This window comes from Streptomyces sp. IBSBF 2435, from assembly GCF_036815005.1.
Lineage (GTDB): Bacteria > Actinomycetota > Actinomycetes > Streptomycetales > Streptomycetaceae > Actinacidiphila.
This window is the reverse complement of record NZ_JAJSYW010000040.1, coordinates 1-22,823: the sequence shown is the minus strand read 5'-3', so window position 1 is coordinate 22,823 and position 22,823 is coordinate 1. Positions and strand designations below refer to the sequence as shown.

Sequence of the window (22,823 nt, the reverse complement as noted above, 5' to 3'; positions counted from 1 at the left end):
GCCGGCGGGGGCGGTGCGGTGCCCGGGACTTCGCTACGGCCGCCAGGTGCGGCGCATGGCGCGGTGGGCGATGCCGGCGTCCTGGAATTCCGGGCCGTACGCGGCATAGCCGAGCTTGCGGTAGAAGCCGAGGGCGTGGACCTGGGCCTCCAGGTAGACGCCCGCGAGGCCGAGCCCGGCGGCCTCGTCCTCCAGGGCGCGCACCAGCAGGGCGCCACGTCCCGTACCGCGGGCGGCCTTGAGCACGGCGAGCCTGCCGAGTACGGCGATGTCCCGGTCGCCGCCGTTCTTGGCCGCCGCGTCCGCGCCCAGCAGCAGCCGTCCGGTGCCGGCGCCGGGGGCCAGCGCGTGCACCGCCCGGTCGTCCTTGCCGTCCCACTCCAGCTCGGCCGGCACGTTCTGCTCCACCACGAAGACCTCGTGCCGGATCGCGTGCACCGCGGCCATGGCGTCGGCGTCGTCCGCCGCGACCACCCGTACGGCGAGGTCCGGGGAGATCACCTGCTGTCCTCCCGTACGGTGTCCAGCGCGTGCTGGAGGTCGTCGGGGTAGCCGCTCTCGAACTCCACCCACTCGCCGTCCGCCGGGTGCTCGAAGCCCAGCCGCTTGGCGTGCAGCCACTGCCGGGTCAGGCCGAGCCGCTTGGCCATCGTCGGGTCGGCGCCGTAGGTGATGTCGCCGACGCAAGGGTGGCGGTGCGCGGACATGTGCACCCGGATCTGGTGCGTACGGCCGGTCTCCAGCTTGATGTCCAGCAGGCTGGCGGAGCGGAACGCCTCGATGAGGTCGTAGTGCGTCACCGAGGCCTTGCCGTCGGCGATCACGGCCCACTTGTAGTCATGGGTGGGGTGCCGGCCGATGGGGGCGTCGATCGTGCCGCTCATCGGGTCGGGGTGCCCCTGGACCAGGGCGTGGTAGCGCTTGTCCACCACCCGGTCGCGGAACTGCTGCTTGAGCCGGGTGTACGCGCGCTCCGACTTGGCGACCACCATCAGGCCCGAGGTGCCCACGTCGAGGCGGTGCACGATGCCCTGGCGCTCGGCGGCGCCGGAGGTGGAGATGCGGTAGCCCGCCGCGGCCAGGCCGCCGATCACGGTGGTGCCGGTCCAGCCGGGGCTGGGGTGGGCGGCCACACCGACCGGCTTGACGATGACGACGATGTCGTCGTCGTCGTGGACGATCTCCATGCCCTCGACCGGCTCGGCGACGATCCGCACCGCGGCCGCGGCCGCGGGCATCTCGACCTCCAGCCAGGCCCCGCCGTGCACCCGTTCCGACTTGCCCGCCACGGACCCGTCGAGCGATACCTTCCCCCCGGCCGCCAGTTCTGCGGCCTTGGTCCGGGAGAAGCCGAACATTCGGGCGAGGGCGGCGTCGACCCGCTCGCCTTCGAGGCCGTCGGGCACGGGCAGGGAGCGGACTTCGGGAACGGTACTCACCCGACGAGTATGCAGGACCCGGCGCGGCCGCCCGCCCGCGCGGGCGGGCGGCCGTCGGACGCGGCGGGCGGGCGCTCAGTCGCGGTGGCGGGTGCCGTCGGGGTCGATGCCGCGGAAGGACAGCAGGACGATCAGCACGCCGCCGCAGGTGATGGCGGAGTCGGCGAGGTTGAAGACCGCGAAGTGGGCCGGGGCGATGAAGTCCACCACGCGGCCCTGGAAGCCGCCCGGGGCGCGGAAGACCCGGTCGGTGAGGTTGCCGAAGGCGCCGCCGAGCAGCAGGCCCAGCGCGATGGCCCACGGCACGCTGTAGAGCCGCCGGGACAGCCGGGCGATCACCACGATCACGCCGGCCGCGATCACCGTGAAGACGATCGTCATGCCCTGGCCGAGGCCGAAGGCCGCGCCGGCGTTCCTGATCGCGTCCAGCCGCAGGTAGTGGCCGAAGACGCTGATCGGGGCGTGGTTCTCCAGGCTGGTGACCACCCAGATCTTCGACAGCAGGTCGAGCAGGTACGCGACGGCCGCGACGCCGATCAGCACCAGGACGCGGCGCCTGCGGCCGGCGGCCGTCCGCCCGGGGGCGGCGGGCGGCTCGGACTCGGATGCCACGGACGGCTCGGCAGCGCCGGTCGGCTCGGACTCCCCGGTCGTACCCGGGATGTCGTCGTCCGGCGTGATGATGATGCGCTCCGCTTCCGTCACGTGGTCCCTCAGCCCTCAGCCCGTATGTGCTCCGTCGCCCGCCTGGTGACGAGGGTACGGCACACCCCGGGAGCGGGTCATCGGCGCTCCTGGCGCTGTTTGTCGTCCAGGCACAGCGTCGCCCGGGGGAAGGCCTGCATCCTGGCCTTGCCGATCGGGTTGCCGCACACCTCGCACAGGCCGTACGTGCCCTCGCCGAGCCGTTGCAGCGCGTGCTCGGCCTGGAGCAGCATGTCGCGGGTGTTCGCCGCGAGCGCCAGTTCCGACTCGCGGCTGATGTTCTTCGCGCCGGTGTCGACCTCGTCGCCGCCGCTGTCGGAGGAGTCGCGGAGCATGCCCGCGACGGCCGCCTCGGAGGACGCGATCTCGGCCTTGAGCCGTTCGACCTCCGAGACCAGTTCGGCTCTCGCCTCCTCGACCTCGGCCGCGGTCCACGGGTCCTCGCCCGGCAGCACCGCGAGCGCCTCGGCCTCGGCGGCCTCGCGCGCCGCCGGCACGCCGCTGGCGGCCGCACCGGCCGCAGTCTTCTCCACACCCACAGTGCCAGCTCCCGTCTTGGACCCATACCGACCGGCGCGCTTGCCCGCGGCACGCTCCCGACCACCACTCCTGCCCGCGGCGATCCGCTCCGGACCCGCGGCGACAACGGGGCACCGCCTGACGGCAGGGCAGAAAGGTCTGCATCCGTTGTGCCCAGCTCACCGCCAGGTATTCCGGTACCTTGCCGCAACGATGGGTGCCGGGCGCCCGCCTGGCGCGCGGAGCAGGCCATTCGGGTCAGCCGGGGCGCCCGGCCCCCTCCCCGGCGGGGCAGCGCGAACCGCGGCGACGCGGCGCCCCGCACCCCCGTACACTGGGCGGCAGCGAACCGCGTGGATGGGACGAGTAGCGCCGCACGCAGCCATGAGCGACCCGGGGACGGTGGAAGCCCGGGGGTGTGCGCGGGGCGAAGATCAGCCCGGAGCCGCCGGAAGAAAGCCCTCGGGCGAGTAGAACCGGCATCGCTGACCCCTAATGAGGGGGCGGTGGGAAGTCGTCCACCGCCAAGAAGGGTGGTACCGCGGGAGCGCGTCGGCGCCCTCGTCCCTTCGACGGAGTCTGTCCCAGTGTCCGCCGGAGGAAGTCCCCGATGAGTCAGCCGCAGTATCGCCAGGTGCCCGCGCAGGTGGACCTGCCCGCCCTCGAACACGAGGTGCTGGCGCTGTGGGGCGAGCGCAGGACGTTCGCCCGCTCGGTCGAGCAGACCCGCGGCATGCCCGACTGGGTGTTCTACGAGGGTCCGCCCACCGCCAACGGCATGCCCGGCGCCCACCACATCGAGGCCCGGGTCTTCAAGGACGTCTTCCCGCGCTTCAAGACGATGCAGGGCCACCATGTGACCCGCAAGGCGGGCTGGGACTGCCACGGCCTGCCGGTCGAGCTGGCCGTGGAGAAGGAGCTGGGCTTCACCGGCAAACAGGACATCGAGGACTACGGCATCGCGGAGTTCAACGCGAAGTGCCGCGCCTCGGTGACCCGGCACACCGACGCCTTCACCGAGCTGACCACCCGGATGGGCTACTGGGTGGACCTGGACCACGCGTACCGCACCATGGATCCGGAGTACGTGGAGTCGGTGTGGTGGTCGCTCAAGCAGATCTTCGGCAAGGGCCTGCTGGTGCAGGACTACCGGGTCGCCCCCTGGTGTCCGCGCGACCAGACCGGCCTGTCGGACCACGAGCTGGCGCAGGGCTACGAGACGGTCGTGGACCCGTCGGTCTACGTGCGCTTCCCGCTGACCGGCGGCCCGCTGGCCGGCCGCGCCTCGCTGCTGGTGTGGACGACGACACCGTGGACCCTGGTGTCCAACACCGCGGTCGCCGCGCATCCGGACGTCACCTACGTCGTCGCCACCGACGGCGCCGAGCAGCTGGTGGTCGCCGAGCCGCTGCTCGGCAAGGCGCTGGGCGAGGGGTGGACCGCGACCGGGGACGCTTTCACCGGCCGCGAGATGGAGCGCTGGACGTACGACCGGCCGTTCGACCTGGTGGACATCCCGGACGCGCACTTCGTGCTGAACGCCGACTACGTGACCACCGAGGACGGCACCGGCCTGGTGCACCAGTCCCCCGCCTTCGGTGAGGACGACCTCAAGGCGTGCCGCGCGTACGGGCTGCCGGTGGTCAACCCGGTGCGCAGGGACGGCACCTTCGAGCCTGACGTGCCGCTGGTCGGCGGGGTGTTCTTCAAGAAGGCCGACGAGGCGCTGGTCGCCGGACTGCGCTCCAGCGGGCGGCTGTTCCGCCATGTGCCGTACGAGCACAGCTATCCGCACTGCTGGCGCTGCCACACCGCGCTGCTGTACTACGCGCAGCCGTCCTGGTACATCAGGACCACCGCGGTCAAGGACGCGATGCTGCGGGAGAACGAGGGGACCAACTGGTACCCGGAGTCGGTCAAGCACGGCCGCTTCGGCGACTGGCTGGAGAACAACGTGGACTGGGCGCTGTCCCGCAGCCGCTACTGGGGCACCCCGCTGCCGATCTGGCGCTGCGAGCAGGACCACCTCACCTGTGTCGGCTCGCTGGCCGAGCTGACCGAGCTGACCGGCAGCGACCAGTCGGGGCTCGACCCGCACCGGCCGTACATCGACGCGGTGACCTTCCCGTGCGGCACCTGCGGCGGCACCGCCACCCGGGTGCCCGAGGTCATCGACGCCTGGTACGACTCGGGGTCGATGCCGTTCGCCCAGTGGGGCTACCCGTACCACAACAAGGACGTCTTCGAACGGACGTACCCGGCGCAGTTCATCTCCGAGGCGATCGACCAGACCCGCGGCTGGTTCTACACGCTGATGGCGGTCGGCACGCTGGTCTTCGACCGGTCCGCGTACGAGAACGTGGTGTGCCTGGGCCACATCCTGGCCGAGGACGGCCGCAAGATGTCCAAGCACCTGGGCAACATCCTGGAGCCGATCCCGCTCATGGACCAGCACGGCGCCGACGCGGTGCGCTGGTTCATGGCGGCCGGCGGCTCCCCGTGGGCGGCCCGCAGGGTCGGGCACGGCACGATCCAGGAGGTGGTGCGCAAGACGCTGCTCACCTACTGGAACACCGTGGCCTTCCAGGCGCTCTACGCCCGCACCTCCGGCTGGGCGCCGTCCGCCGCCGACCCCGCGGTCGAGGACAGGCCACTGCTGGACCGCTGGCTGGTCGGCGAGCTGAACGTGCTGGTGCGCGACGTCACCGACGCGCTGGAGTCGTACGACACCCAGCGGGCGGGCAAGCTCCTGTCGGCCTTCGTGGACGACCTGTCCAACTGGTACGTACGCCGGTCGCGGCGGCGCTTCTGGCAGGGCGACGCGGCGGCGCTGCGCACGCTGCACGACGTGGTCGAGACGGTGACCCGGCTGTTGGCGCCGCTGGTGCCGTTCATCACCGAACGGGTGTGGCAGGACCTGGTGGTGCCGGTGGTCCCGGACGCGCCGGACTCCGTGCACCTGGCGTCCTGGCCGCCGGTCGAGGAGGGCAGGATCGATCCGGCGCTCTCGGCGCGGATGCTGCTGGTGCGGCGGCTGGTCGAGCTGGGCCGGGCGACCCGGGCGGAGTCCGGGGTGAAGACCAGGCAGCCGCTGTCGCGCGCGCTGGTCGCCGCCGCGGGCTTCGAGGACCTGTCGCAGGAATTGCGCGCGCAGATCGCCGAGGAGCTGAACGTCTCATCGCTGGCCGGGCTGTCCGAGGTCGGCGGTTCGCTGGTGGACGCCAGCGCGAAGGCGAACTTCCGGGTGCTGGGCAAGCGGTTCGGCAAGGGCGTCCAGGCGGTCGCGGCGGCGGTGGCCGCGGCCGACGCGGCGGCCCTGTCCGCGGACCTGCGGGAGCGCGGCACCACCACGGTGGTCGTGGACGGCGACGACGTCGTCCTCACCCCTGACGAGGTCATCGTCACCGAAACCCCCCGCGAGGGCTGGTCGGTGGCCTCCGACTCCGGCGCCACGGTCGCCCTCGACCTGGAGATCACCCCGGAGCTGCGGCTCGCCGGCCTGGCCAGGGATGTGATCCGGCTGGTCCAGGAGGCCCGCAAGAACAGCGGCTTCGACGTGGCCGACAGGATCGCGGTCCGCTACGCCACGGACCGCGCGGACCTGGCCGAGGCGCTGGGCACGCACGCCGCGCTCATCGCCGAGGAGGTGCTGGCGCCGGACTTCGCCGAGGGCGGGCCGGACGACGGCTTCGGCGCCGCCTTCACCGATGAGCCGCTGGGCCTGACCTTCCACCTGCGCAAGGCCTGACCTCTCTCCGCCGTCAGGGGTGCGCTCTTCCCGGGCGCCCCCCTGACGCGCATCCCACGTCCGGGCTCACGCGCAGGCGCGTACGGGGCGCGTAAACGGGCCGTAGAAGAGCCGGGGACGCACAAGGGCCGGGCCTCCGCGGGGGAGGAATCCCCGGGAGGCCCGGCCCTGAGAAGCGCGCCGCAGCGGCTAGTTGTCGTCCTCGTCGATGAGGAAGCCCCTCATCGGCGTCGGCGCCTGCTGGAGCGGCGAGGGGCCGCCCTGCGGACGGACCGGCGCCATCGGCTGGGTCATCGCCGGCGACATCTGCTGCTGGCCGCCGTACGTCGGGCCGGGGGTGTGGCCGCCCATACCCTGGCCCCCACCGGCACCGTAGGAGGGCGCCGAGGCGTTGTGCCCCATCGCGCCGGCTCCGGCGGGAGCCATTCCGCTCATGCCGTTGCTCATCGAGCCGTTCCCCATCGAGCCGTTGCCCATCGAGCCGTTGCCCATGCTCCCGCCCATGGCGGACGCGGAAGGCAGGGACGGGGCGGCCGGAGTGGTGCGCGGCGGGGCGAGCGAGTCGTCCGCCTGGTTCTCCAGCTGGCGCAGCTGGGACTCCAGGTAGGACTTGAGCCGCGTGCGGTACTCCCGCTCGAAGCCGCGCAGGTCCTCGACCTTGCGCTCCAGCGTGGCGCGGGCGGACTCCAGCGAGCCCATCGCGACGCGGTGCTTCTCCTGGGCGTCCCGCTCCAGCGCGTCGGCCTTGGCGCGGGCGTCCCGCTCCAGGCCCTCGGCGCGGCTGCGTGCCTCACCGACGATCTTGTTGGCCTCGGACCGGGCCTCGGCGATGGCCTGGTCGGCGGTCTGCTGTGCGAGCGAGAGCACACGGGCGGCACTGTCGCCGCCGGGGCCCTGCTGCTGCATCGGATGCCCCTGCTGCTGCATCGGGTGCTGACCCATCGGACCGGGACCCTGCTGCTGCATCGGGTGCTGACCCATCGGGCCAGGTCCCTGCTGCTGCATCGGGTGCTGACCCATCGGACCGGGACCCTGCTGCTGCGAGCTGGGGCCGGGCGGCAGCTGCGGCATGCCGCCCTGCTGCTGCGGCGGGCCCATCTGCTGCTGGGGCATCTGCTGCTGCACAGGCTGCGGACCGGATATGGCAGCGGGGACCGGTCGGTCCTGCGGCTCCGGCTTGCGCATGCCCTGCTGGTTCTGGGCGGCGGCACGAGTGGCTGCGGCCAGTTTGGCCCGCAGGTCCTCGTTCTCGCGGAGCAGTCGGGTCAGCTCCGACTCCACCTCGTCGAGGAAGGCGTCGACCTCATCCTCGTCATAGCCCTCTCGGAGGCGGACGGTCGTGAACTGCTTGTTCCGAACGTCCTCGGGGGTCAACGGCATCTCTTCACCTCAACGTGATCGTCGACATATCGGGAGCTTGCACCGTTCACATGAAGCTCCCAACAACGTAGATCAGGATGTAAACGATGATCATCAATACGAAGAAGGACAGGTCGAGCGCCACGCCCCCGAGGCGCAGCGGCGGGATGAACCGCCGCAGAAGCTTGAGCGGCGGATCGGTGACAGTGTAGGTGCCCTCCAGGACCACCACCATCGGCTTCCCAGGGTGCCATGAACGGGCGAACTGGAAGACGTAATCCATCACCAATCGGAAAATCAGCACAAAGAGGAAGCAGTACAACGCGATGTACAGCACCTGGAGTGCGACACTCATCGCGCTTCCCTCTCCCCTGCTCGTCGGCCTGTTGGCCGGTCCCTACGGTTGCGTTTCACTCAGCTCTGGTTGAAGAACCCGCCCTCGGCGATCCGGGCCTTGTCCTCCGCCGTGACATCGACGTTAGCAGGCGACAGCAGAAAGACCTTCTGCGTCACCCGCTCGATGCTCCCGTGGAGGCCGAAGACCAGACCGGCCGCGAAGTCGACAAGTCGCTTCGCGTCCGTGTCGTCCATCTCCGTCAAGTTCATGATCACCGGGGTGCCTTCGCGGAAGTGTTCCCCGATGGTACGGGCTTCGTTGTAGGTCCGGGGGTGAAGTGTCGTGATCCGGTACGGCTCGCGTTCCGACACGACCTTGGGCATGATCACCGGTGCGTTCTTCTCCAGGCTGTGACGTTCGGGTGTGATGGATGCCACGGGGGCGATCCGCGGTTCGCGGGGTGCCGGGGCGTGCACGAGCCGGGGCGGCTCGACCTGCTGCGGCTGGTGCTGGCTCGGTGGCACGTGCTGGCTGTGCGGGCGGCGGGGAGCGCGTTCCGGCTCGGCGGCGGCACGCGCGGGAGGCGCGGCCATCTCCGGCTCGAACTCGTCATCCGGGTCGAAGCCCGGGCCGTCGTATCCGTCGTCCTCCACGAGGCCGAGGTAGACCGCCATCTTGCGCATCGCGCCGGCCATGCTCTGCGTCCTCTCAGCGGGGTTGCGGTCCTCGGCCGCCTCGGGGACGGCCGCCACACCATATTTATGCTGTGGTCCGACTTGTTGGTGACGTTACCGGAGCCCGGGACGGACTCCGAGTACCGCCGTTCCGACGCGTACATGTGTCGCTCCGGCGGTCACCGCTTCGTCGAGATCCTGGCTCATCCCTGCCGAGACCATGGTGGCAGCCGGATGCGTCTCGCGCAGGCGGGATGAGATTTCCATCAACCGGTCGAAGGCGGCGCGGGGTTGACCCGCGTACGCCCCGGCCAGCGGCGCCACCGTCATCAGCCCGTCGAGCCGGAGCCCGGGAGCGGACGCGAGTGCGTCGGCGAGCGCGGGCACCGCGCCGGGTGCCACCCCGCCGCGCTCCCCCCGGTCTTCCGCCTCCGCGTCCAGGGCGACCTGGACGAGGCAACCGACCTGTCGCCCGGCGGCGATTGCCGCCGACGACAGCGCCGTGACCAGCCTGAGCCGGTCGACGGAGTGCACATGATCAGCGTAACGGACCACGGACCGGGCCTTGTTGGTCTGCAACTGGCCCACGAAGTGCCAGCTGAGCGGGAGATCGGCGGTCTCGGTGGCCTTGTCCGCGGCGTCCTGGTCGCGGTTCTCCGCGACCTCGCGGACCCCGAGCCCGGCCAACAGCCGTACGTCGCTCGCCGGGTAGGTCTTGGTGACCACGATGAGGGTCACCTCCTTGCGGTCCCGCCCCGCGACCGAGCAGGCGTCGGCGATCCGCTGCTCGACCCGGGCGAGATTCGCCGCGAGCTCGCCTCCGCGGCCCCCGCCGGCCTCGCCACCTGCCACTCCGCCCGCCCCTTTCGCGTCGCTCACTCGGCACCGTCCAGCCATACGTAGCCGGCCAGCCGCCCGGTGGCCCCGTCACGGCGGTAGGAGAAGTGGTCGGCGGACTCCAGCGTGCACGCCGCCGGGCCCTGGACCGCGCGCACCCCGGCACGCAGCAGTTGCGCCCGCACCCCGGCGGCCACGTCGACCGCCGGCGTACCCCAACTCGTCTCGGCGTACGCGGCCGGTTCGACCGCGGCGACCTCGTCCCGCATCACGGCGGGCACTTCGTAGCATTTACCGCAAATCGACGGGCCGAGCACGGCCGTTGTGCGGCTCGGATCGGCACCCTGTGTGATCATCGTCTCAATTACGGCCGTGGCGATCCCGGCGGTCATACCCGGCCGTCCGGCGTGCGCGGCGGCGGCCACCCCGGCCGCCGGGTCGGCGAGCAGCACCGGGACGCAGTCCGCGGTGAGCACCCCGAGGGTCAGATCGCGGCGGGTGGTGACCATGGCGTCGGCGTCCGGCACGGGGGCGGCGCCCCACGGCTCGCACACGAGGACCACGTCGCGGCCGTGCACCTGGTTCATCCACACCGCCCGGCCCGGGTCGCGGCCCAGCGCGCGGGCGGCCCGGTCGCGGTTGGCCAGGACGGCGGCCGGGTCGTCGCCGACCGCGCCGCCGAGGTTGAGGCTGTCGTACGGAACGGCGCTCACTCCGCCCCACCGGTCGGTGAAGGCGAAGTGCGCGCCGTTCGCTGTCGTGCGGTGCCCTATCACGTCCGGGCGGTCACTTCAGGAAGTCGGGGACGTCGAGCTCTTCGGCCGCGCTGTCCTGGTAGGGCCGGGCCGGCGGCACCACGGGGGTGACCGGGTTGGCCGGGGTCTCGGCGACCGGCTCCGGGTCCCGCTCGCCGGGCGTGGCGGACGGGATGCTGCCCAGGCCGCCGAAGGAGGGCGCGGGGCGCTGGAGGTCGCCGGGGGCGCCGGTCCTGGCGCTGCCGGTCGCCGCCGCGTCGTCGCGGCCCGTGTACGGGGAGTTCAGCGCCTTGTCGCGGCTGCCCTTGGGGGGCGGCTGGCCGCCGTCGAAGCCGGCCGCGATGACGGTGACCCGGACCTCGTCGCCGAGCGCGTCGTCGATGACCGCGCCGAAGATGATGTTGGCCTCGGGGTGGGCGGCCTCGCTGACCAGCTGGGCCGCCTCGTTGATCTCGAACAGGCCGAGGTCGGAGCCGCCGGAGATGGACAGCAGCACTCCGCGGGCGCCGTCGATGGACGCTTCGAGCAGCGGTGAGGAGATCGCCATCTCGGCGGCGGCGACCGCCCGGTCGTCGCCCCGGGCGGAGCCGATGCCCATCAGGGCGGAACCGGCTTCCGACATCACGGACTTCACATCCGCGAAGTCCAGGTTGATCAGACCCGGGGTGGTGATCAGATCGGTGATGCCCTGGACACCGGAGAGCAGCACCTGGTCGGCGGAGCGGAAGGCGTCGAGCACGCTGACCTGGCGGTCCGAGATGGACAGCAGCCGGTCGTTGGGGATGACGATCAGGGTGTCGACGTTCTCGCGCAGCCCCGCGATGCCGTCCTCGGCCTGGTTGGCGCGGCGGCGGCCCTCGAAGGTGAAGGGGCGGGTGACCACCCCGATGGTCAGGGCGCCGAGCGAGCGGGCGATGTTGGCGACCACGGGGGCGCCGCCGGTGCCGGTGCCGCCGCCCTCGCCCGCGGTGACGAAGACCATGTCGGCGCCCTTGAGCACCTCTTCGATCTCCTCGCGGTGGTCCTCGGCGGCCTTGCGGCCGACGTCGGGGTTCGCGCCGGCGCCGAGTCCCCGGGTCAGCTCCCGGCCGACGTCGAGCTTGACGTCGGCGTCGCTCATCAGCAGGGCCTGCGCATCGGTGTTGATCGCGATGAACTCGACGCCCTTGAGACCGACCTCGATCATCCGGTTGATGGCGTTGACGCCACCGCCGCCGATGCCGACGACCTTGATGACTGCGAGGTAGTTCTGCGGTGCTGCCACGTCGAAGGCCTCTCGCCTCGATTTACGAATCGTGTGGGACGGTCGGTACGCTCGCCGGGGCCGTTCCGAACCCTGACCCTGAGGTTTAGGGTTACCAGTATGCCTGTCCCATGTGTTCCTTTGGGACGAGACACTAAGTCGACAAGCGGTGATGGTTCAACGAACACGCCGAACCTCCCGTTTTTCTTTTGACCCTATGTGATCACGCGGCCGCTCGGTGACCCAGGGGTCGAACACTACCGAACCGGACGTCAAGCACACGTCAACTTCCGGAAGCCGCTGGGGCGGTGGGGGAACTGACGTCGTAGTGGGTGGCGTCCGGCTCGGCCTTCATCAGCGCGGTCAGCACCGCCGCCTTGCGGGCGGCGTCCTCCTGGCTGCCCCACATCACGTCCCGTCCACCGGTGAGTTCGACGGTGATCGCGTCGTAGGAACGCACCCGGATCGCGGTGGCCCGGCCGCTGAGCGATTCCGGCAGCCGGCCCGCGACGGTAATCGCGGCCTGCAGAAGTCTCTTTGTTCCGAAATGCCGAAAGCTCGCCGTCTGATCGGGCATCAATTGCACCAGCGGCACTCCGCGCGGCTGCTGATCGACCGTGGCGAACCTGACACCGTCCTTGTCGACTTCGATGAACTTCGCGCCGCTTTTCAGGATCGCGGACGGGGTGCGCTCGGTCACCTCGACCCGGATCGTGTGCGGCCAGGACCGCTCCACCCGCGCGTCCTTCAGCCGGGGCAGCGCCTTGAGCAGCCGCTTCCTGACCGCGCCGGTGTCGACCGAGACCAGCGCGCCGCCGAGCGGTACGGCGGCGGCCCGCTGGACCTGCTGCGGGGTCAGCACCGCGGCGCCCGACACCGCGACCCGGTCGGCCCGGAACCACGAGGAGCCGTAGACCGCCCAGGTGCCGCCGCCGAGCAGCACGGTGAGCACGAGCAGCGCGACCAGGACCGTACGCCTGGCGGGCACGGTCAGCCGCGGCCGGCCGCCGCCGCCGCTGTCGGCGACGGCGGGCGGGCGGACCGCGGCGGGCGGCATCCGCGTACGGTCGCCGCCGCCGTGCTCCGCGGGTCTGGCTCCGGTACCGGCTCCCGGTCCTGTCACGTCGGCCTCCCGTGTGTTGACGCCCCGGCGGGTGTCTATCGTGCCCGCCGGGCGGCCACCGCCTCGTACACCATGCCGACGAGCAGGTCGTCCGCGTCGCGGCGGCCGAACTCGGCGGCGGCGCGGGACATGTCGTAGAGGCGGTGCGGGTCGGTGAGCACCGGCAGCACATTGCCGAGCACCCAGTCCGAGGTCAGCTCCGCGTCGTCCACCAGCAGGCCGCCGCCGGCCTTGACCAGCGGCTGCGCGTTGAGCCGCTGTTCGCCGTTGCCGATCGGCAGCGGGACGTAGGCGGCGGGCAGGCCGACCGCGGACAGCTCGGCCACCGTCATGGCGCCGGCCCGGCAGAGCATCATGTCGGCGGCGGCGTAGGCGAGATCCATCCGGTCGACGTAGGGCACCGGGCGGTACGGCGGCATGCCGGGCATGTTGTCGGCCCTGGGCACCTCGTTCTTCGGGCCCACCGCGTGCAGGATCTGCACCCCGGACTGCTGGAGCCTGGGGGCGACCGCGGCGATCACCTCGTTGAGCCGGCGGGCGCCCTGCGAACCGCCGGAGACCAGCAAGGTGGGCAGGTTCTGGTCGAGGCCGAAGGCATGCCTGGCCTCGGGTCGGGCCGCGGCGCGGTCCAGGGTGGCGATGGAGCGGCGCAGCGGGATGCCGATGTAGCGGGCGTCGCGCAGCTTGCTGTCCGGGGTGGAGACGGCGACCGCGTGGGCGTACCGCGAGCCGATCTTGTTGGCCAGGCCCGGGCGGGCGTTGGCCTCGTGCACCACGATCGGCACCCCGAGCCGCTTCGCGGCCAGGTAGCCGGGCAGCGCCACGTAGCCGCCGAAGCCGACCACGCAGTCGGCCTTGGTGCGCTCCAGGATCTGCTCGGCGGCCTTGATGGTGCCGCGCAGCCGCCCGGGGACGGTGATGAGTTCAGGGGTGGGCCTGCGCGGCAGCGGAACGGCCGGGATCAGCGCCAGCTCGTAGCCGCGTTCCGGCACCAGCCTGGTCTCCAGGCCCTTCTCGGTGCCCAGGGCGGTGATGCCCACGGTCGGGTCCTGCCTGCGCAGGGCATCGGCGAGCGCGAGCGCAGGCTCGATGTGGCCGGCGGTCCCCCCGCCGGCGAGTACGACATGCACCGAAATTCACCGCTCTCCGGACGGCCGTCGGGAGACGTACCGTCGCATCGTCCGTGTCATTGCCCGGCTCGGGGAATTACGCCCGTTCCGTCCCCGCACGGCCAGCGCGGCCCGCGCCGCCGGCTCGCTCCTGGCGAAGGAGATCAGCAGCCCGATCGCGAACATCGTCGGCAGGAGGGCTGACCCTCCGTAGGAGAACAGCGGGAGCGGGACCCCGGCGATCGGCAGCAGGCCGAGCACCGCACCGATGTTGATCACGGCCTGGGCCGTGATCCAGGTGGTCACGCCACCCGCTGCGAACCTGACGAAGGGGTCTTCCGTACGACCGGCCACGCGGATACCCGCGTAGCCTAGTGCCGCGAAGAGGGCGAGTACCGACAGTGTGCCCGCCAGACCCAGTTCCTCCCCGGTCACGGCGAAGATGAAGTCGGTGTGCGGCTCGGGGAGTTCGCCCCATTTCTCCACGCTCGCCCCGAGGCCCGAGCCGAACCAGCCGCCGGAGGCGAGGGCGTAGATCCCGTGCACCGCCTGCCAGCAGCCGTTGTCGGGGTCGGAGGCGGCGATGCAGTGCAGCCGGTCCATCCGGTTGGGGCTGGTGACGATGGCGAGGCCGGCCAGCGCGCCGGCGCCGCCCAGCACGCCGGCGAACAGCCGGGTCGGGGCGCCGGCCAGCCACAGCATGCCGAAGAGGATCGCGGTCAGGATCATGGTGGTGCCCATGTCACCGCCGAGCATGATGAGTCCGAGCAGCAGCACGGTGACCGGGATGAGCGGCACCAGCAGGTGCTTCCACTGCACCAGCAGGCCCCTGTCGCCCTTGCGGGCCAGCAGGTCGGCGCCCCACAGCACCAGCGCGAGCTTGCCGAACTCGCTGGGCTGCAACTGGAAGGGGCCGCCGATGGAGATCCAGTTGGTGTTGCCGCCGACCGACTCCCCTATACCCGGCACCTGCACCAGGCACATCAGGAACACCGAGCCCAGCAGCAGCGGATACGCCAGTGCCCGGTGCACCCTGACCGGCATCCGGGCCGCGGTATAGAGCAGCGCCGAGCCGATCGCGACCGCGAGCAGCTGCTTGCGGAAGTAGTACGTCGACGGCAGCCCGTAGCGCAGCGCCTGGATCATCGACGCCGAGTAGACCATCACCAGGCCCAGCACGGTGATCAGCAGGCTGGCGCCGAGGATCACGTAGTAGGCGGTCAGCGGCCGGTCCCAGGCGGCCCGCAGCCGGCCGGGCAGCCTGGCGGCCCCGCGCAGGGCGCTGGGCGCCCGCGCGGGGCCCGCGGCGCCGCGCGGGGTGGAGCCGTGTGCCGTCATGCGTCCCCTCCGTCGGTGCGGTGCGCCGCGGCCTGCCGGGGCGGGGCCGCGGCGGCTAGGCCGCGGTGTCCGGCAGTGCGGCGCGCACGGCGTCCGCGAACAGGTCGCCGCGCTGGTTGTAGTTGCTGAACATGTCCATCGACGCGCAGGCCGGTGCCAGCAGGACCGTGTCGCCCGCCGTGGCCAGCTGCCGTGCCGCGGCCACCGCCGCGGACATCGCCCCAGTGTCGGTCCGTTCCAGGTCCACCACCGGCACCTGGGGGGCGTGTCGCGCCAGGGCTTCACGGATCAGGGCGCGGTCGGCGCCGAGCAGCACCGCCCCGCGCAGCCTCCCGGCGGCGGCGGCCACCAGTTCGTCGAAGTCGGCGCCCTTGGCGAGTCCCCCGGCGATCCACACCACCCGCTCGTACGAGGTCAGCGAGGCCTGTGCGGCGTGGGGGTTGGTGGCCTTGGAGTCGTCGACGTAGGTGACCCCGTCCAGTACGGCGACCTCGGCGATGCGGTGGGCGTCCGGGCGGAAGGCCCGCAGGCCCTCGCGGACCGCGCCGGCCGGCACCCCGTAGGCGCGGGCCAGGGCGGCGGCGGCCAGCGCGTTGGCGACGTTGTGCGGGGCGAGCGGCTGGACGTCGCTGGTCTCGGCCAGCTCCTGGGCGCTGTTGCGGCGGTCCTCGACGAAGGCCCGGTCCACCAGCAGCCCGTCGACCACACCGAACTCCGACATGCGCGGGGTGTCCAGGGTGAAGCCGATGGCCCGGCAGCCCTCCTCGACGTCGGCCTCCGCGACCAGGCGTTCGGTCTCGGGGTCGGCGGCGTTGTAGACGCAGGCGACCTTGTTGCCCTGGTAGATGCGGCCCTTGTCGTCGGCGTAGGCGGCCATCGAGCCGTGCCAGTCCAGGTGGTCGGGCGCCAGGTTGAGCACCGCGGCCGAGTGCGGCCGGATGCCGGGCGCCCAGTGCAGCTGGTAGCTGGACAGCTCGACGGCGAGGACGTCGTACCGCTCCTCGCCGAGGACCACGTCCAGGAGCGAGACGCCGATGTTGCCGACCGCGGCGGTACGCAGGCCCGCCGCGGTGAGGATGGCGGCGAGCATCCGGGTCGTGGTGGTCTTGCCGTTGGTGCCGGTGACGGCCAGCCAGGGCGCCGCGTCCGGGCCGCGCAGCCGCCAGGCGAGTTCGACGTCGCCGATGACCTCGGCGCCCGCCTGCGCGGCGGCGGCGAACAGCGGGCTCGACGGCTTCCAGCCGGGCGCGGTGACGACCAGTTCCGTGCCCTCGGGCAGGGTCTCGCCGTCGCCGAGGCGCACGGTGACGCCCAGCGCCTCCAGCTGCGCGGCCTCGGCCTGCTGGCGCTCCCCCGCGACACCGTTGACCACGGTGACGCGGGCGCCGAGCGAGTGCAGCGCCTTGGCGGCGGGCACCCCGGACACGCCGAGCCCGGCGACGGTGACCCGCAGGTCCTTGAAGTCGGCGGCGCGGGCCGGGGTGCCCGGTGTCACGAGGCGGCCACCCAGCCCGCGTAGAAGATGCCGAGGCCGACCGCCATGCACATGCCCTGGATGATCCAGAATCTGACCACCACCAGGACTTCGCTCCAGCCCTTGAGTTCGAAGTGGTGCTGGAGCGGTGCCATCCGGAAGACCCGCTTGCCGGTCAGCCGGAAGGAGCCGACCTGGATGACCACCGACATGGTGATGAGCACGAACAGGCCGCCGAGGATGGCGAGCAGCATCTCGGTGCGCGAGCAGATCGCCAGGCCCGCGAGCGCGCCCCCCAGCGCGAGCGAGCCGGTGTCGCCCATGAAGATCTTGGCCGGCGAGGTGTTCCACCACAGGAAGCCGAAGCAGGCGCCCATCAGGGCCGCCGCGACCACCGCGAGGTCCAGCGGGTCGCGGACCTCGTAGCAGGCGCCGTTGGCGCTGACCGGGGCGCCGCACCACTGGCCGTACTGCCACACGCCGATGACGGTGTAGGCAGCGAAGACCATCACTGAGGCGCCGGTGGCCAGGCCGTCGAGGCCGTCGGTGAGGTTCACGCCGTTGGACATCGCCAGGATCATGAACAGCGCCCAGATCACGAAGATCACCGGGCCGATCGACCAGCCGAAGTCCGAGGTGAAGGACAGCTTGGTGGAGGCCGGGGTGTCGCCGCGCGAGTCGGAGAAGTTCAGCGCGAGCACCGCGAAGGTGATGCCGACGATGAGCTGGCCCGCCATCTTCGCCTTGGCCCGCAGGCCCAGGCTGCGCTGCTTGACGATCTTGATGTAGTCGTCGAGGAAGCCGACGACGCCGAGCCCGGTGGTCAGGAACAGCACCAGGACGCCCGACATGCTCGGCTTGTCGCCGGTGATCAGCTTGGTCGAGGCGTAGGCGATCAGGGTGGCCAGGATGAAGGCGATACCGCCCATCGTGGGCGTACCGCGCTTGCTGTGGTGGGCCTGCGGGCCGTCGTCGCGGATCATCTGGCCGTAGCCCTTGCGGGCCAGCAGCCGGATCAGCAGCGGGGTGCCGATCAGCGACAGGAACAGCGCGATCACCCCGGAGACGAGGATCTGCTTCATCGCGCGGCACCCTCACGGGCCGCCGTACCGCCGGGACCGCTCTCGGTCAGCGCCAGGGCGACAGCCTCAAGACCGACCGACCGTGATGCCTTCACCAGCACGACATCACCCGGGCGCACTTCTGCGCGCAACAGGTCGATCGCCGCCTCCACGTCGGACACGTGCACCGACTCCTCACCCCACGAACCCTCGTTATAGGCGCCCATTTGCAGCCACGCGGCTTCCGTACCGCCGACCGCAACGAGCTTGCTGACGTTGAGCCGGACGGCCAGCCGCCCCACCGCGTCGTGCTCGGCGAGTGCTTCCCCGCCCAGTTCGGCCATCTTTCCCAGCACCGCCCACGTCCGTCCCCCCGCGGCCTGTGCGGACCTGCCCATCGCGGCGAGTGCGCGCAGGGCTGCCCTCATGGATTCGGGGTTCGCGTTGTAGGCGTCGTTGACGACCGTCACGCCGTCGGGGCGCTCGGTGACCTCCATCCGCCAGTGCGACAGCGGTCCTGCCGCGGAGAGCGCGATGGCGATCTCCCCGGCGGGCATGCCGAGTTCACTGGCGACGGCGGCTGCGGCGAGCGCGTTCGACACGTGGTGCTCACCGTACAGGCGCAAGGTCGCCTCGGCGCACCCGGTGGGTGTCCGCAGGGAGAACACCGCCTGCCCCCGGTCGTTGAGCCGGACGTCGGTGGCCCGCACCGCGGCCTGTTCGCTCTCCCCGAAGAGCACCACCCGGGCCTTGGTGCGGTCCGCCATGGCCAGGACCAGCGGGTCGTCGGCGTTCAGTACGGCGATGCCGCCCGAGGCCCCGTCCGGCAGCGCCTCGACCAACTCCCCCTTGGCCTGGGCGATCTGCTCACGGCCGCCGAACTCGCCGATGTGCGCGGTCCCGACGTTGAGGACCAGGCCGATCCGCGGCGGCGTCAGGCCGGCCAGGTACGCGATGTGGCCGATACCGCGGGCGCCCATCTCCAGCACCAGGTGGCGGGTCCTCGCGTCGGCCTGGAGGGCGGTCAGCGGCAGACCGATCTCGTTGTTGAGCGACCCGGGGGTGTAGACGGTCGGCGCGAGGCGCTCCAGCAGCTGCGCGAGCAGGTCCTTGGTGCTGGTCTTGCCCGCGGAGCCGGTGAGGGCCACCACGGTGGCGCCCAGCCGCTCGATGACGTGCCGGGCCAGCGCGCCGAGCGCGGCCTGCACGTCCTCGACCACGATCGCGGGCACACCGACCGGGCGGGCGGCGAGCACCGCGACCGCGCCGGCCGCGACCGTCGCGGCGGCGAAGTCGTGGCCGTCGGCCCGCTCACCGGCGAAGGCGACGAACAGCGCGCCGGGCACCACCTCGCGGGAGTCCCTGACCACGGGACCCGTGACCAGCAGGCTGTCGTCCGGTATGTCGTGCGTGCTCCCGCCGACCGCACGTGCGACCTCGGCGAGGGAAAGGGGGATCACGTTGCTTTCCGGTCCTTCTCGATCGCGGCGCGCAGCACCTCTCGGTCGTCGAAGGGGCGCACCTCTCCGTCGATGTCCTGGCCCTGCTCGTGGCCCTTGCCGGCCACCAGCACGATGTCGCCCGGCTCCGCCGCCGCGACGGCCGCGGCCACCGCCGCGGCCCTGTCGGGCTCCACGACGACATGCGCGCGCCGGTCCGCCGGGACCTCGGCGGCGCCGGCCAGCATCGCCGCCAGGATGGCCAGCGGGTCCTCCGAGCGCGGGTTGTCCGAAGTGAGGACGGCGGTGTCGGCGAGCCGGGCGACCGCCGCGCCCATCGGGCCGCGCTTGGTGCTGTCGCGGTCGCCGCCACAGCCCAGGACGGCGTGGATACGGCCGCGGGTGGTCGAGCGCAGTGCCCGCAGGACGGACTCCACGGCGTCGGTCTTGTGCGCGTAGTCCACCACCGCGAGATACGGCTGCCCCGCATCCACCCGCTCCAGCCTGCCCGGCACCCCGGGGACGGCCGCGACGCCCTCGGCGGCGGCCTGCGGGTCCAGGCCCGCGGCGGCCAGCGCGGTGATCGCGGCAAGGGTGTTGGCGATGTTGAAGGGGCCGGGCAGCGGGGCGGTGGCCCGCAGCCGCTCGCCCTTGGGGCCGGTCACGGTGAAGGCGCTGCCCATCAGGTCCGCTTCCACGTCCTCGGCCCGCCAGTCCGCGTCGAGGCGGCCCTGCGCCGAATACGTCACCAGCGGCACGGTGGCCTCGGCGACCAGCCTGCGGCCGTACTCGTCGTCGAGGTTGACCACGCCGAGCCGGCTGCGGCGCGGGGTGAACAGCTGCGCCTTGGCCTGGAAGTAGTCCTCCATGCCGGTGTGGAATTCCATGTGCTCCGGGCTGAGGTTGGTGAAGACGGCCACGTCGAAGACGGCGCCGTCCACCCGGCCGAGCACCAGGGCGTGGCTGGAGACCTCCATGACGACCGAGCCGACACCGCGTTCGCGCATCACCGCGAACAGCGCCTGGAGGTCGGTGGCCTCGGGGGTGGTGCGCTCGCTCTTGAGGCGCTCGTCCCCGATCCGGGTCTCGACGGTGCCGATCAGGCCCGTGCCGCCGCCGGTGGCGGCCCGCAGGCCGCCCTCGACCAGGTAGGCGGTGGTGGTCTTGCCCGAGGTGCCGGTGATGCCGATCCGCAGCAGCGCCTCGCCGGGCTCGTCGTAGACGGCCGCGGCCAGCCCGCCCATCACCGACCTGGGGTCGGCGGCGGTCAGCACCGGCAGGCCGGTGGCGGCGGCGCGCTCGGCGCCCGCCGGGTCGGTGAGCACGGCCGCCGCTCCCGCGGCGGCGGCCTGGGCGGCGAAGTCGGCGCCGTGGAAGCGGGCGCCGGGCAGGGCGGCGTAGAGGTCGCCCGGGCGGACCGCGCGCGAGTCGTGGGTGATGCCGGTGACAGTGCTGTCACCGCCGGGGTCCGGGGCGCCGAGCCGCCGGGCGAGGTCCGCCAGCGGCTTGGGACGCACCCGCGTCGGGCGCGGCGCGCCCGGCTGGGTGAGGGTGGCTTGATCAGGGTTGGACACGGCGGTGAGGTTACCGGGCTGGCCGGGCTCCGGGCCAAAACAGGCCGGAGGCGGCCGTCGCGGGTCGCGCCGCGTACCGCCGGCGGCGGCGTGCTGGCCATGGTCGGTGCCTGCCATGATCACCGCGCCCGGGCGCCGGTCGCCGGAGCCGCGGGGGCGACCGGTTCCGCCGGGTCGAAGGTGATCGGCAGCTCGGGCGTCGGCGAGCCGGACGGCGGCACCTGGAGTGTCTTGAGGGCGAATTCCATCACCTGTTTGAAGACCGGGCCGCAGATCGAGCCGCCGAAGTAGCTGCCCTTCGTCGGGTTCTGGATGACGCAGGAGACCGTGACGCGCGGGTTGTCGGCCGGGGCGAATCCCATGAAGGACGCCGTGTAGCCCTTGTACGTGCCGCTCTTCGGGTCCACCCGGTTGGCCGTACCGGTCTTGCCTGCCACCCGGTAGCCGTCGATCCGGGCGTTGATGCCGGTGCCCTGCTCACTGCCGACCACCGACTCCAGCATGGTCGACAGCGTCTTCGCGGTCCGGGCGCTGACCACCCGGGTCTTCTTCGGCGGCGCGGCGGGCACGAAGCGCCCGTCGGGTCCTGTGGTGCCGCGGATGAGGCTGGGCTCGATCCTGACGCCGCCGTTGGCGATGGTCGCGTAGACCGAGGTGGCCTGCAGCGCGTTCAGCGACAGGCCCTGGCCGAACGGGATGGTGTACTGCTGCGAGGCGTTCCAGTCCTGCGGCTTCGCCAGGATGCCGGAGGTCTCGCCCGGGAAGCCGATACCGCTGGGCTCGCCGATGCCGAACTTCTTCAGGTACGAGTAGAGCACCTGGTTGGCCTGCGGCTGGGTCTTGCCGAGCAGCCCCGAGGCCTCGATGGTGCCGATGTTGCTCGACTTGGCCAGCACGCCGTTCAGCGTCAGGTACCAGGTGCCGTGGTCGACGTCGTCGTGGAAGACCCGGTCGGCGCGCGGCAGGGTGCCGGGGACGATGACGTGGGTGGTGGGCGTCGCGGTGCCGGTGTCGAGGATCGCGGCCATCGACATCAGCTTGCTGACGCTGCCCGGCTCGTACGCGTCCTGCATCGCGGCATTGCCGAGTGCTTCGGGGTCGGCGTGGGCGAGGTCGGCCGGGTCGAAGCCGGGGGCGTCGGCCATCGCCAGCACCTCGCCCGTCCTGTTGTCCATCACGGTGACATAGCCGCGGTCGGCCTTCGACTTGCTCACCTGGGCGGTGATCGCGCTCTGCGCGGCCCACTGGATGTCCCGGTCCAGCGTCAGCTCCACGTCGGAGCCGGGCACAGCAGGGTGCTCCTGGACGCCGGCGGTGGGCACCTGGCGGCCGTTGGACTGGGCGTAGCGGATCTTGCCGTTCTTGCCGGCGAGCTGCCTGTCGAGCATCGTCTCCAGGCCGCCGCCGCCGGTGCCCTTGCTGTTGACGAAGCCGAGCACGCCGGCGGCGAGGTCGCCGCCGGGGTAGACCCGCTTGGTGTGCGACTCGCTGAACACCCCGGCCAGCACATTGGCGCCGGGCTGCTTGACCGCCTTGGCGGCGAGCGCCTTCTTCAGGTCGGAGATCTGGCTCCACGCCTGCGGGGACTGCTGGCTGGCCAGCAGCTGGTAGCGCGAGCCGGGCGCGGACAGCTGCCGGGCGATGGCCGTCGCGTCGCCGCCGACGATCGGCGCGAGCAGCTCGGCCGCCTGGGCGGGGGCGTCCTTGGTCTTGGCCTGCGCGGGCGTGAACAGATACGGGTCGGCGGTGATGTCATACGCGTCCACGGTGGTGGCCAGGGCCACACCCGAGCGGTCGGTGATCGTGCCGCGGTCGGCGGTGACGTCGTGGGTGACCCAGCGGTTCACCGCGGCCTTGGACGCGTACGCGGAGGCGTCCACCGCCTGCACCTGGAGCAGGCGTACGACGAACACGCCCATCACGAGCGTGAGGGCGACCGCCACGAGGCGCAGCCGCGGGCGGGGGCGGCCCAGCCGAACGAGCCGCGGGCCGCGGGGGGTGTGCGGTCCGCGTCCGCCGCCGGCGCCGCGGGGCGGCGGGCACGCGCGAAGGGTAACGCCGCCGCACAGGCCCGGGAACGTGGGCGCCG

General features: G+C 72.2%; 19 protein-coding genes. 1 reads left to right on the top strand and 18 read right to left on the bottom strand.

Annotated features, from left to right (window positions below; translation table 11 throughout):
• Nucleotides 1-33: 33 nt before the first annotated feature.
• From V7E46_RS10990 to V7E46_RS10975, 4 genes are all read right to left on the bottom strand, one after another.
• On the bottom strand, nucleotides 34-447 hold the full coding sequence (locus V7E46_RS10990) for a GNAT family N-acetyltransferase (protein ID WP_333768254.1): 414 nt from the start codon (nucleotides 445-447) through the stop codon (nucleotides 34-36).
• A 50-nt stretch (nucleotides 448-497) separates the two neighbouring features.
• On the bottom strand, nucleotides 498-1,439 hold the full coding sequence (locus V7E46_RS10985; protein ID WP_333768243.1) for an RluA family pseudouridine synthase: 942 nt from the start codon (nucleotides 1,437-1,439) through the stop codon (nucleotides 498-500).
• A 75-nt stretch (nucleotides 1,440-1,514) separates the two neighbouring features.
• A complete protein-coding gene (gene lspA, locus V7E46_RS10980; RefSeq protein WP_333768242.1) occupies nucleotides 1,515-2,144 on the bottom strand; it encodes a signal peptidase II in 630 nt (209 codons plus the stop codon).
• 77 nt (nucleotides 2,145-2,221) lie between these two features.
• Nucleotides 2,222-2,677, bottom strand: a complete 456-nt coding sequence (locus V7E46_RS10975) for a TraR/DksA family transcriptional regulator (RefSeq protein ID WP_333768241.1) — start codon at nucleotides 2,675-2,677, stop codon at nucleotides 2,222-2,224.
• A gap of 596 nt (nucleotides 2,678-3,273) precedes the next feature.
• Here V7E46_RS10975 and ileS point away from each other — a divergent pair.
• Nucleotides 3,274-6,411 carry an isoleucine--tRNA ligase gene (gene ileS / locus V7E46_RS10970; protein ID WP_333768240.1) on the top strand — a complete coding sequence of 1,046 codons (3,138 nt, stop codon included), beginning with the start codon at nucleotides 3,274-3,276 and terminating at the stop codon, nucleotides 6,409-6,411.
• 189 nt (nucleotides 6,412-6,600) lie between these two features.
• On the opposite strand, the gene V7E46_RS10965 is transcribed toward ileS, so the two are convergent.
• From V7E46_RS10965 to V7E46_RS10900, 14 genes are all read right to left on the bottom strand, one after another.
• Nucleotides 6,601-7,791 carry a DivIVA domain-containing protein gene (locus V7E46_RS10965; protein WP_333768239.1) on the bottom strand — a complete coding sequence of 397 codons (1,191 nt, stop codon included), beginning with the start codon at nucleotides 7,789-7,791 and terminating at the stop codon, nucleotides 6,601-6,603.
• Nucleotides 7,792-7,837: 46 nt separating this feature from the next.
• The gene (locus V7E46_RS10960) at nucleotides 7,838-8,125 is read right to left on the bottom strand and encodes a YggT family protein (protein WP_073497265.1); all 288 of its coding nucleotides are present in this window, start codon (nucleotides 8,123-8,125) and stop codon (nucleotides 7,838-7,840) included.
• Between the two features lie 59 nt (nucleotides 8,126-8,184).
• A complete protein-coding gene (locus V7E46_RS10955; protein ID WP_333768253.1) occupies nucleotides 8,185-8,802 on the bottom strand; it encodes a cell division protein SepF in 618 nt (205 codons plus the stop codon).
• Between the two features lie 93 nt (nucleotides 8,803-8,895).
• Nucleotides 8,896-9,660, bottom strand: a complete 765-nt coding sequence (locus V7E46_RS10950) for a YggS family pyridoxal phosphate-dependent enzyme (RefSeq protein WP_443054115.1) — start codon at nucleotides 9,658-9,660, stop codon at nucleotides 8,896-8,898.
• Nucleotides 9,657-10,394, bottom strand: a complete 738-nt coding sequence (gene pgeF, locus V7E46_RS10945) for a peptidoglycan editing factor PgeF (RefSeq protein ID WP_333768237.1) — start codon at nucleotides 10,392-10,394, stop codon at nucleotides 9,657-9,659. The genes V7E46_RS10950 and pgeF overlap by 4 nt, the downstream gene beginning before the upstream one ends.
• A 10-nt stretch (nucleotides 10,395-10,404) precedes the next feature.
• Nucleotides 10,405-11,637, bottom strand: a complete 1,233-nt coding sequence (gene ftsZ, locus V7E46_RS10940; protein WP_329179785.1) for a cell division protein FtsZ — start codon at nucleotides 11,635-11,637, stop codon at nucleotides 10,405-10,407.
• A 262-nt stretch (nucleotides 11,638-11,899) separates the two neighbouring features.
• Nucleotides 11,900-12,673 carry a cell division protein FtsQ/DivIB gene (locus V7E46_RS10935; RefSeq protein WP_443054116.1) on the bottom strand — a complete coding sequence of 258 codons (774 nt, stop codon included), beginning with the start codon at nucleotides 12,671-12,673 and terminating at the stop codon, nucleotides 11,900-11,902.
• A 101-nt stretch (nucleotides 12,674-12,774) separates the two neighbouring features.
• Nucleotides 12,775-13,869: an undecaprenyldiphospho-muramoylpentapeptide beta-N-acetylglucosaminyltransferase gene (gene murG / locus V7E46_RS10930; protein WP_329179781.1), complete on the bottom strand. Its 1,095-nt coding sequence runs from the start codon at nucleotides 13,867-13,869 to the stop codon at nucleotides 12,775-12,777.
• Between the two features lie 6 nt (nucleotides 13,870-13,875).
• Nucleotides 13,876-15,186: a putative lipid II flippase FtsW gene (gene ftsW, locus V7E46_RS10925; protein ID WP_333768235.1), complete on the bottom strand. Its 1,311-nt coding sequence runs from the start codon at nucleotides 15,184-15,186 to the stop codon at nucleotides 13,876-13,878.
• 55 nt (nucleotides 15,187-15,241) lie between these two features.
• Complete coding sequence (gene murD / locus V7E46_RS10920; RefSeq protein WP_333768234.1) at nucleotides 15,242-16,681, bottom strand: UDP-N-acetylmuramoyl-L-alanine--D-glutamate ligase; 1,440 nt, start codon at nucleotides 16,679-16,681, stop codon at nucleotides 15,242-15,244.
• Entirely contained in the window at nucleotides 16,678-17,742 is a 1,065-nt protein-coding gene (mraY, locus tag V7E46_RS10915; protein WP_333768233.1) for a phospho-N-acetylmuramoyl-pentapeptide-transferase, read from the bottom strand. Before mraY ends, murD begins: the two co-directional genes overlap by 4 nt.
• Complete coding sequence (locus V7E46_RS10910; protein WP_333768232.1) at nucleotides 17,739-19,181, bottom strand: UDP-N-acetylmuramoyl-tripeptide--D-alanyl-D-alanine ligase; 1,443 nt, start codon at nucleotides 19,179-19,181, stop codon at nucleotides 17,739-17,741. The genes mraY and V7E46_RS10910 overlap by 4 nt, the downstream gene beginning before the upstream one ends.
• On the bottom strand, nucleotides 19,178-20,851 hold the full coding sequence (locus tag V7E46_RS10905) for a UDP-N-acetylmuramoyl-L-alanyl-D-glutamate--2,6-diaminopimelate ligase (RefSeq protein ID WP_443054114.1): 1,674 nt from the start codon (nucleotides 20,849-20,851) through the stop codon (nucleotides 19,178-19,180). The genes V7E46_RS10910 and V7E46_RS10905 overlap by 4 nt, the downstream gene beginning before the upstream one ends.
• A gap of 2 nt (nucleotides 20,852-20,853) precedes the next feature.
• Nucleotides 20,854-22,677 (bottom strand): peptidoglycan D,D-transpeptidase FtsI family protein, encoded by a 1,824-nt coding sequence (locus tag V7E46_RS10900; protein ID WP_333768230.1) that lies wholly within the window; start codon nucleotides 22,675-22,677, stop codon nucleotides 20,854-20,856.
• Between the last annotated feature and the right edge of the window lie 146 nt (nucleotides 22,678-22,823).

Coding starts and splice junctions, on each gene's coding strand:
- V7E46_RS10990 (WP_333768254.1), bottom strand. CDS start 447: ATGGCCGCGGTGCACGCGATCCGGCACGAGGTCTTCGTGGTGGAGCAG.
- ileS (WP_333768240.1), top strand. CDS start 3,274: ATGAGTCAGCCGCAGTATCGCCAGGTGCCCGCGCAGGTGGACCTGCCC.
- V7E46_RS10965 (WP_333768239.1), bottom strand. CDS start 7,791: ATGCCGTTGACCCCCGAGGACGTTCGGAACAAGCAGTTCACGACCGTC.
- V7E46_RS10960 (WP_073497265.1), bottom strand. CDS start 8,125: ATGAGTGTCGCACTCCAGGTGCTGTACATCGCGTTGTACTGCTTCCTC.
- V7E46_RS10955 (WP_333768253.1), bottom strand. CDS start 8,802: ATGGCCGGCGCGATGCGCAAGATGGCGGTCTACCTCGGCCTCGTGGAG.
- V7E46_RS10935 (WP_443054116.1), bottom strand. CDS start 12,673: ATGCCGCCCGCCGCGGTCCGCCCGCCCGCCGTCGCCGACAGCGGCGGC.
- ftsW (WP_333768235.1), bottom strand. CDS start 15,186: ATGACGGCACACGGCTCCACCCCGCGCGGCGCCGCGGGCCCCGCGCGG.
- mraY (WP_333768233.1), bottom strand. CDS start 17,742: ATGAAGCAGATCCTCGTCTCCGGGGTGATCGCGCTGTTCCTGTCGCTG.
- V7E46_RS10905 (WP_443054114.1), bottom strand. CDS start 20,851: ATGGCAGGCACCGACCATGGCCAGCACGCCGCCGCCGGCGGTACGCGG.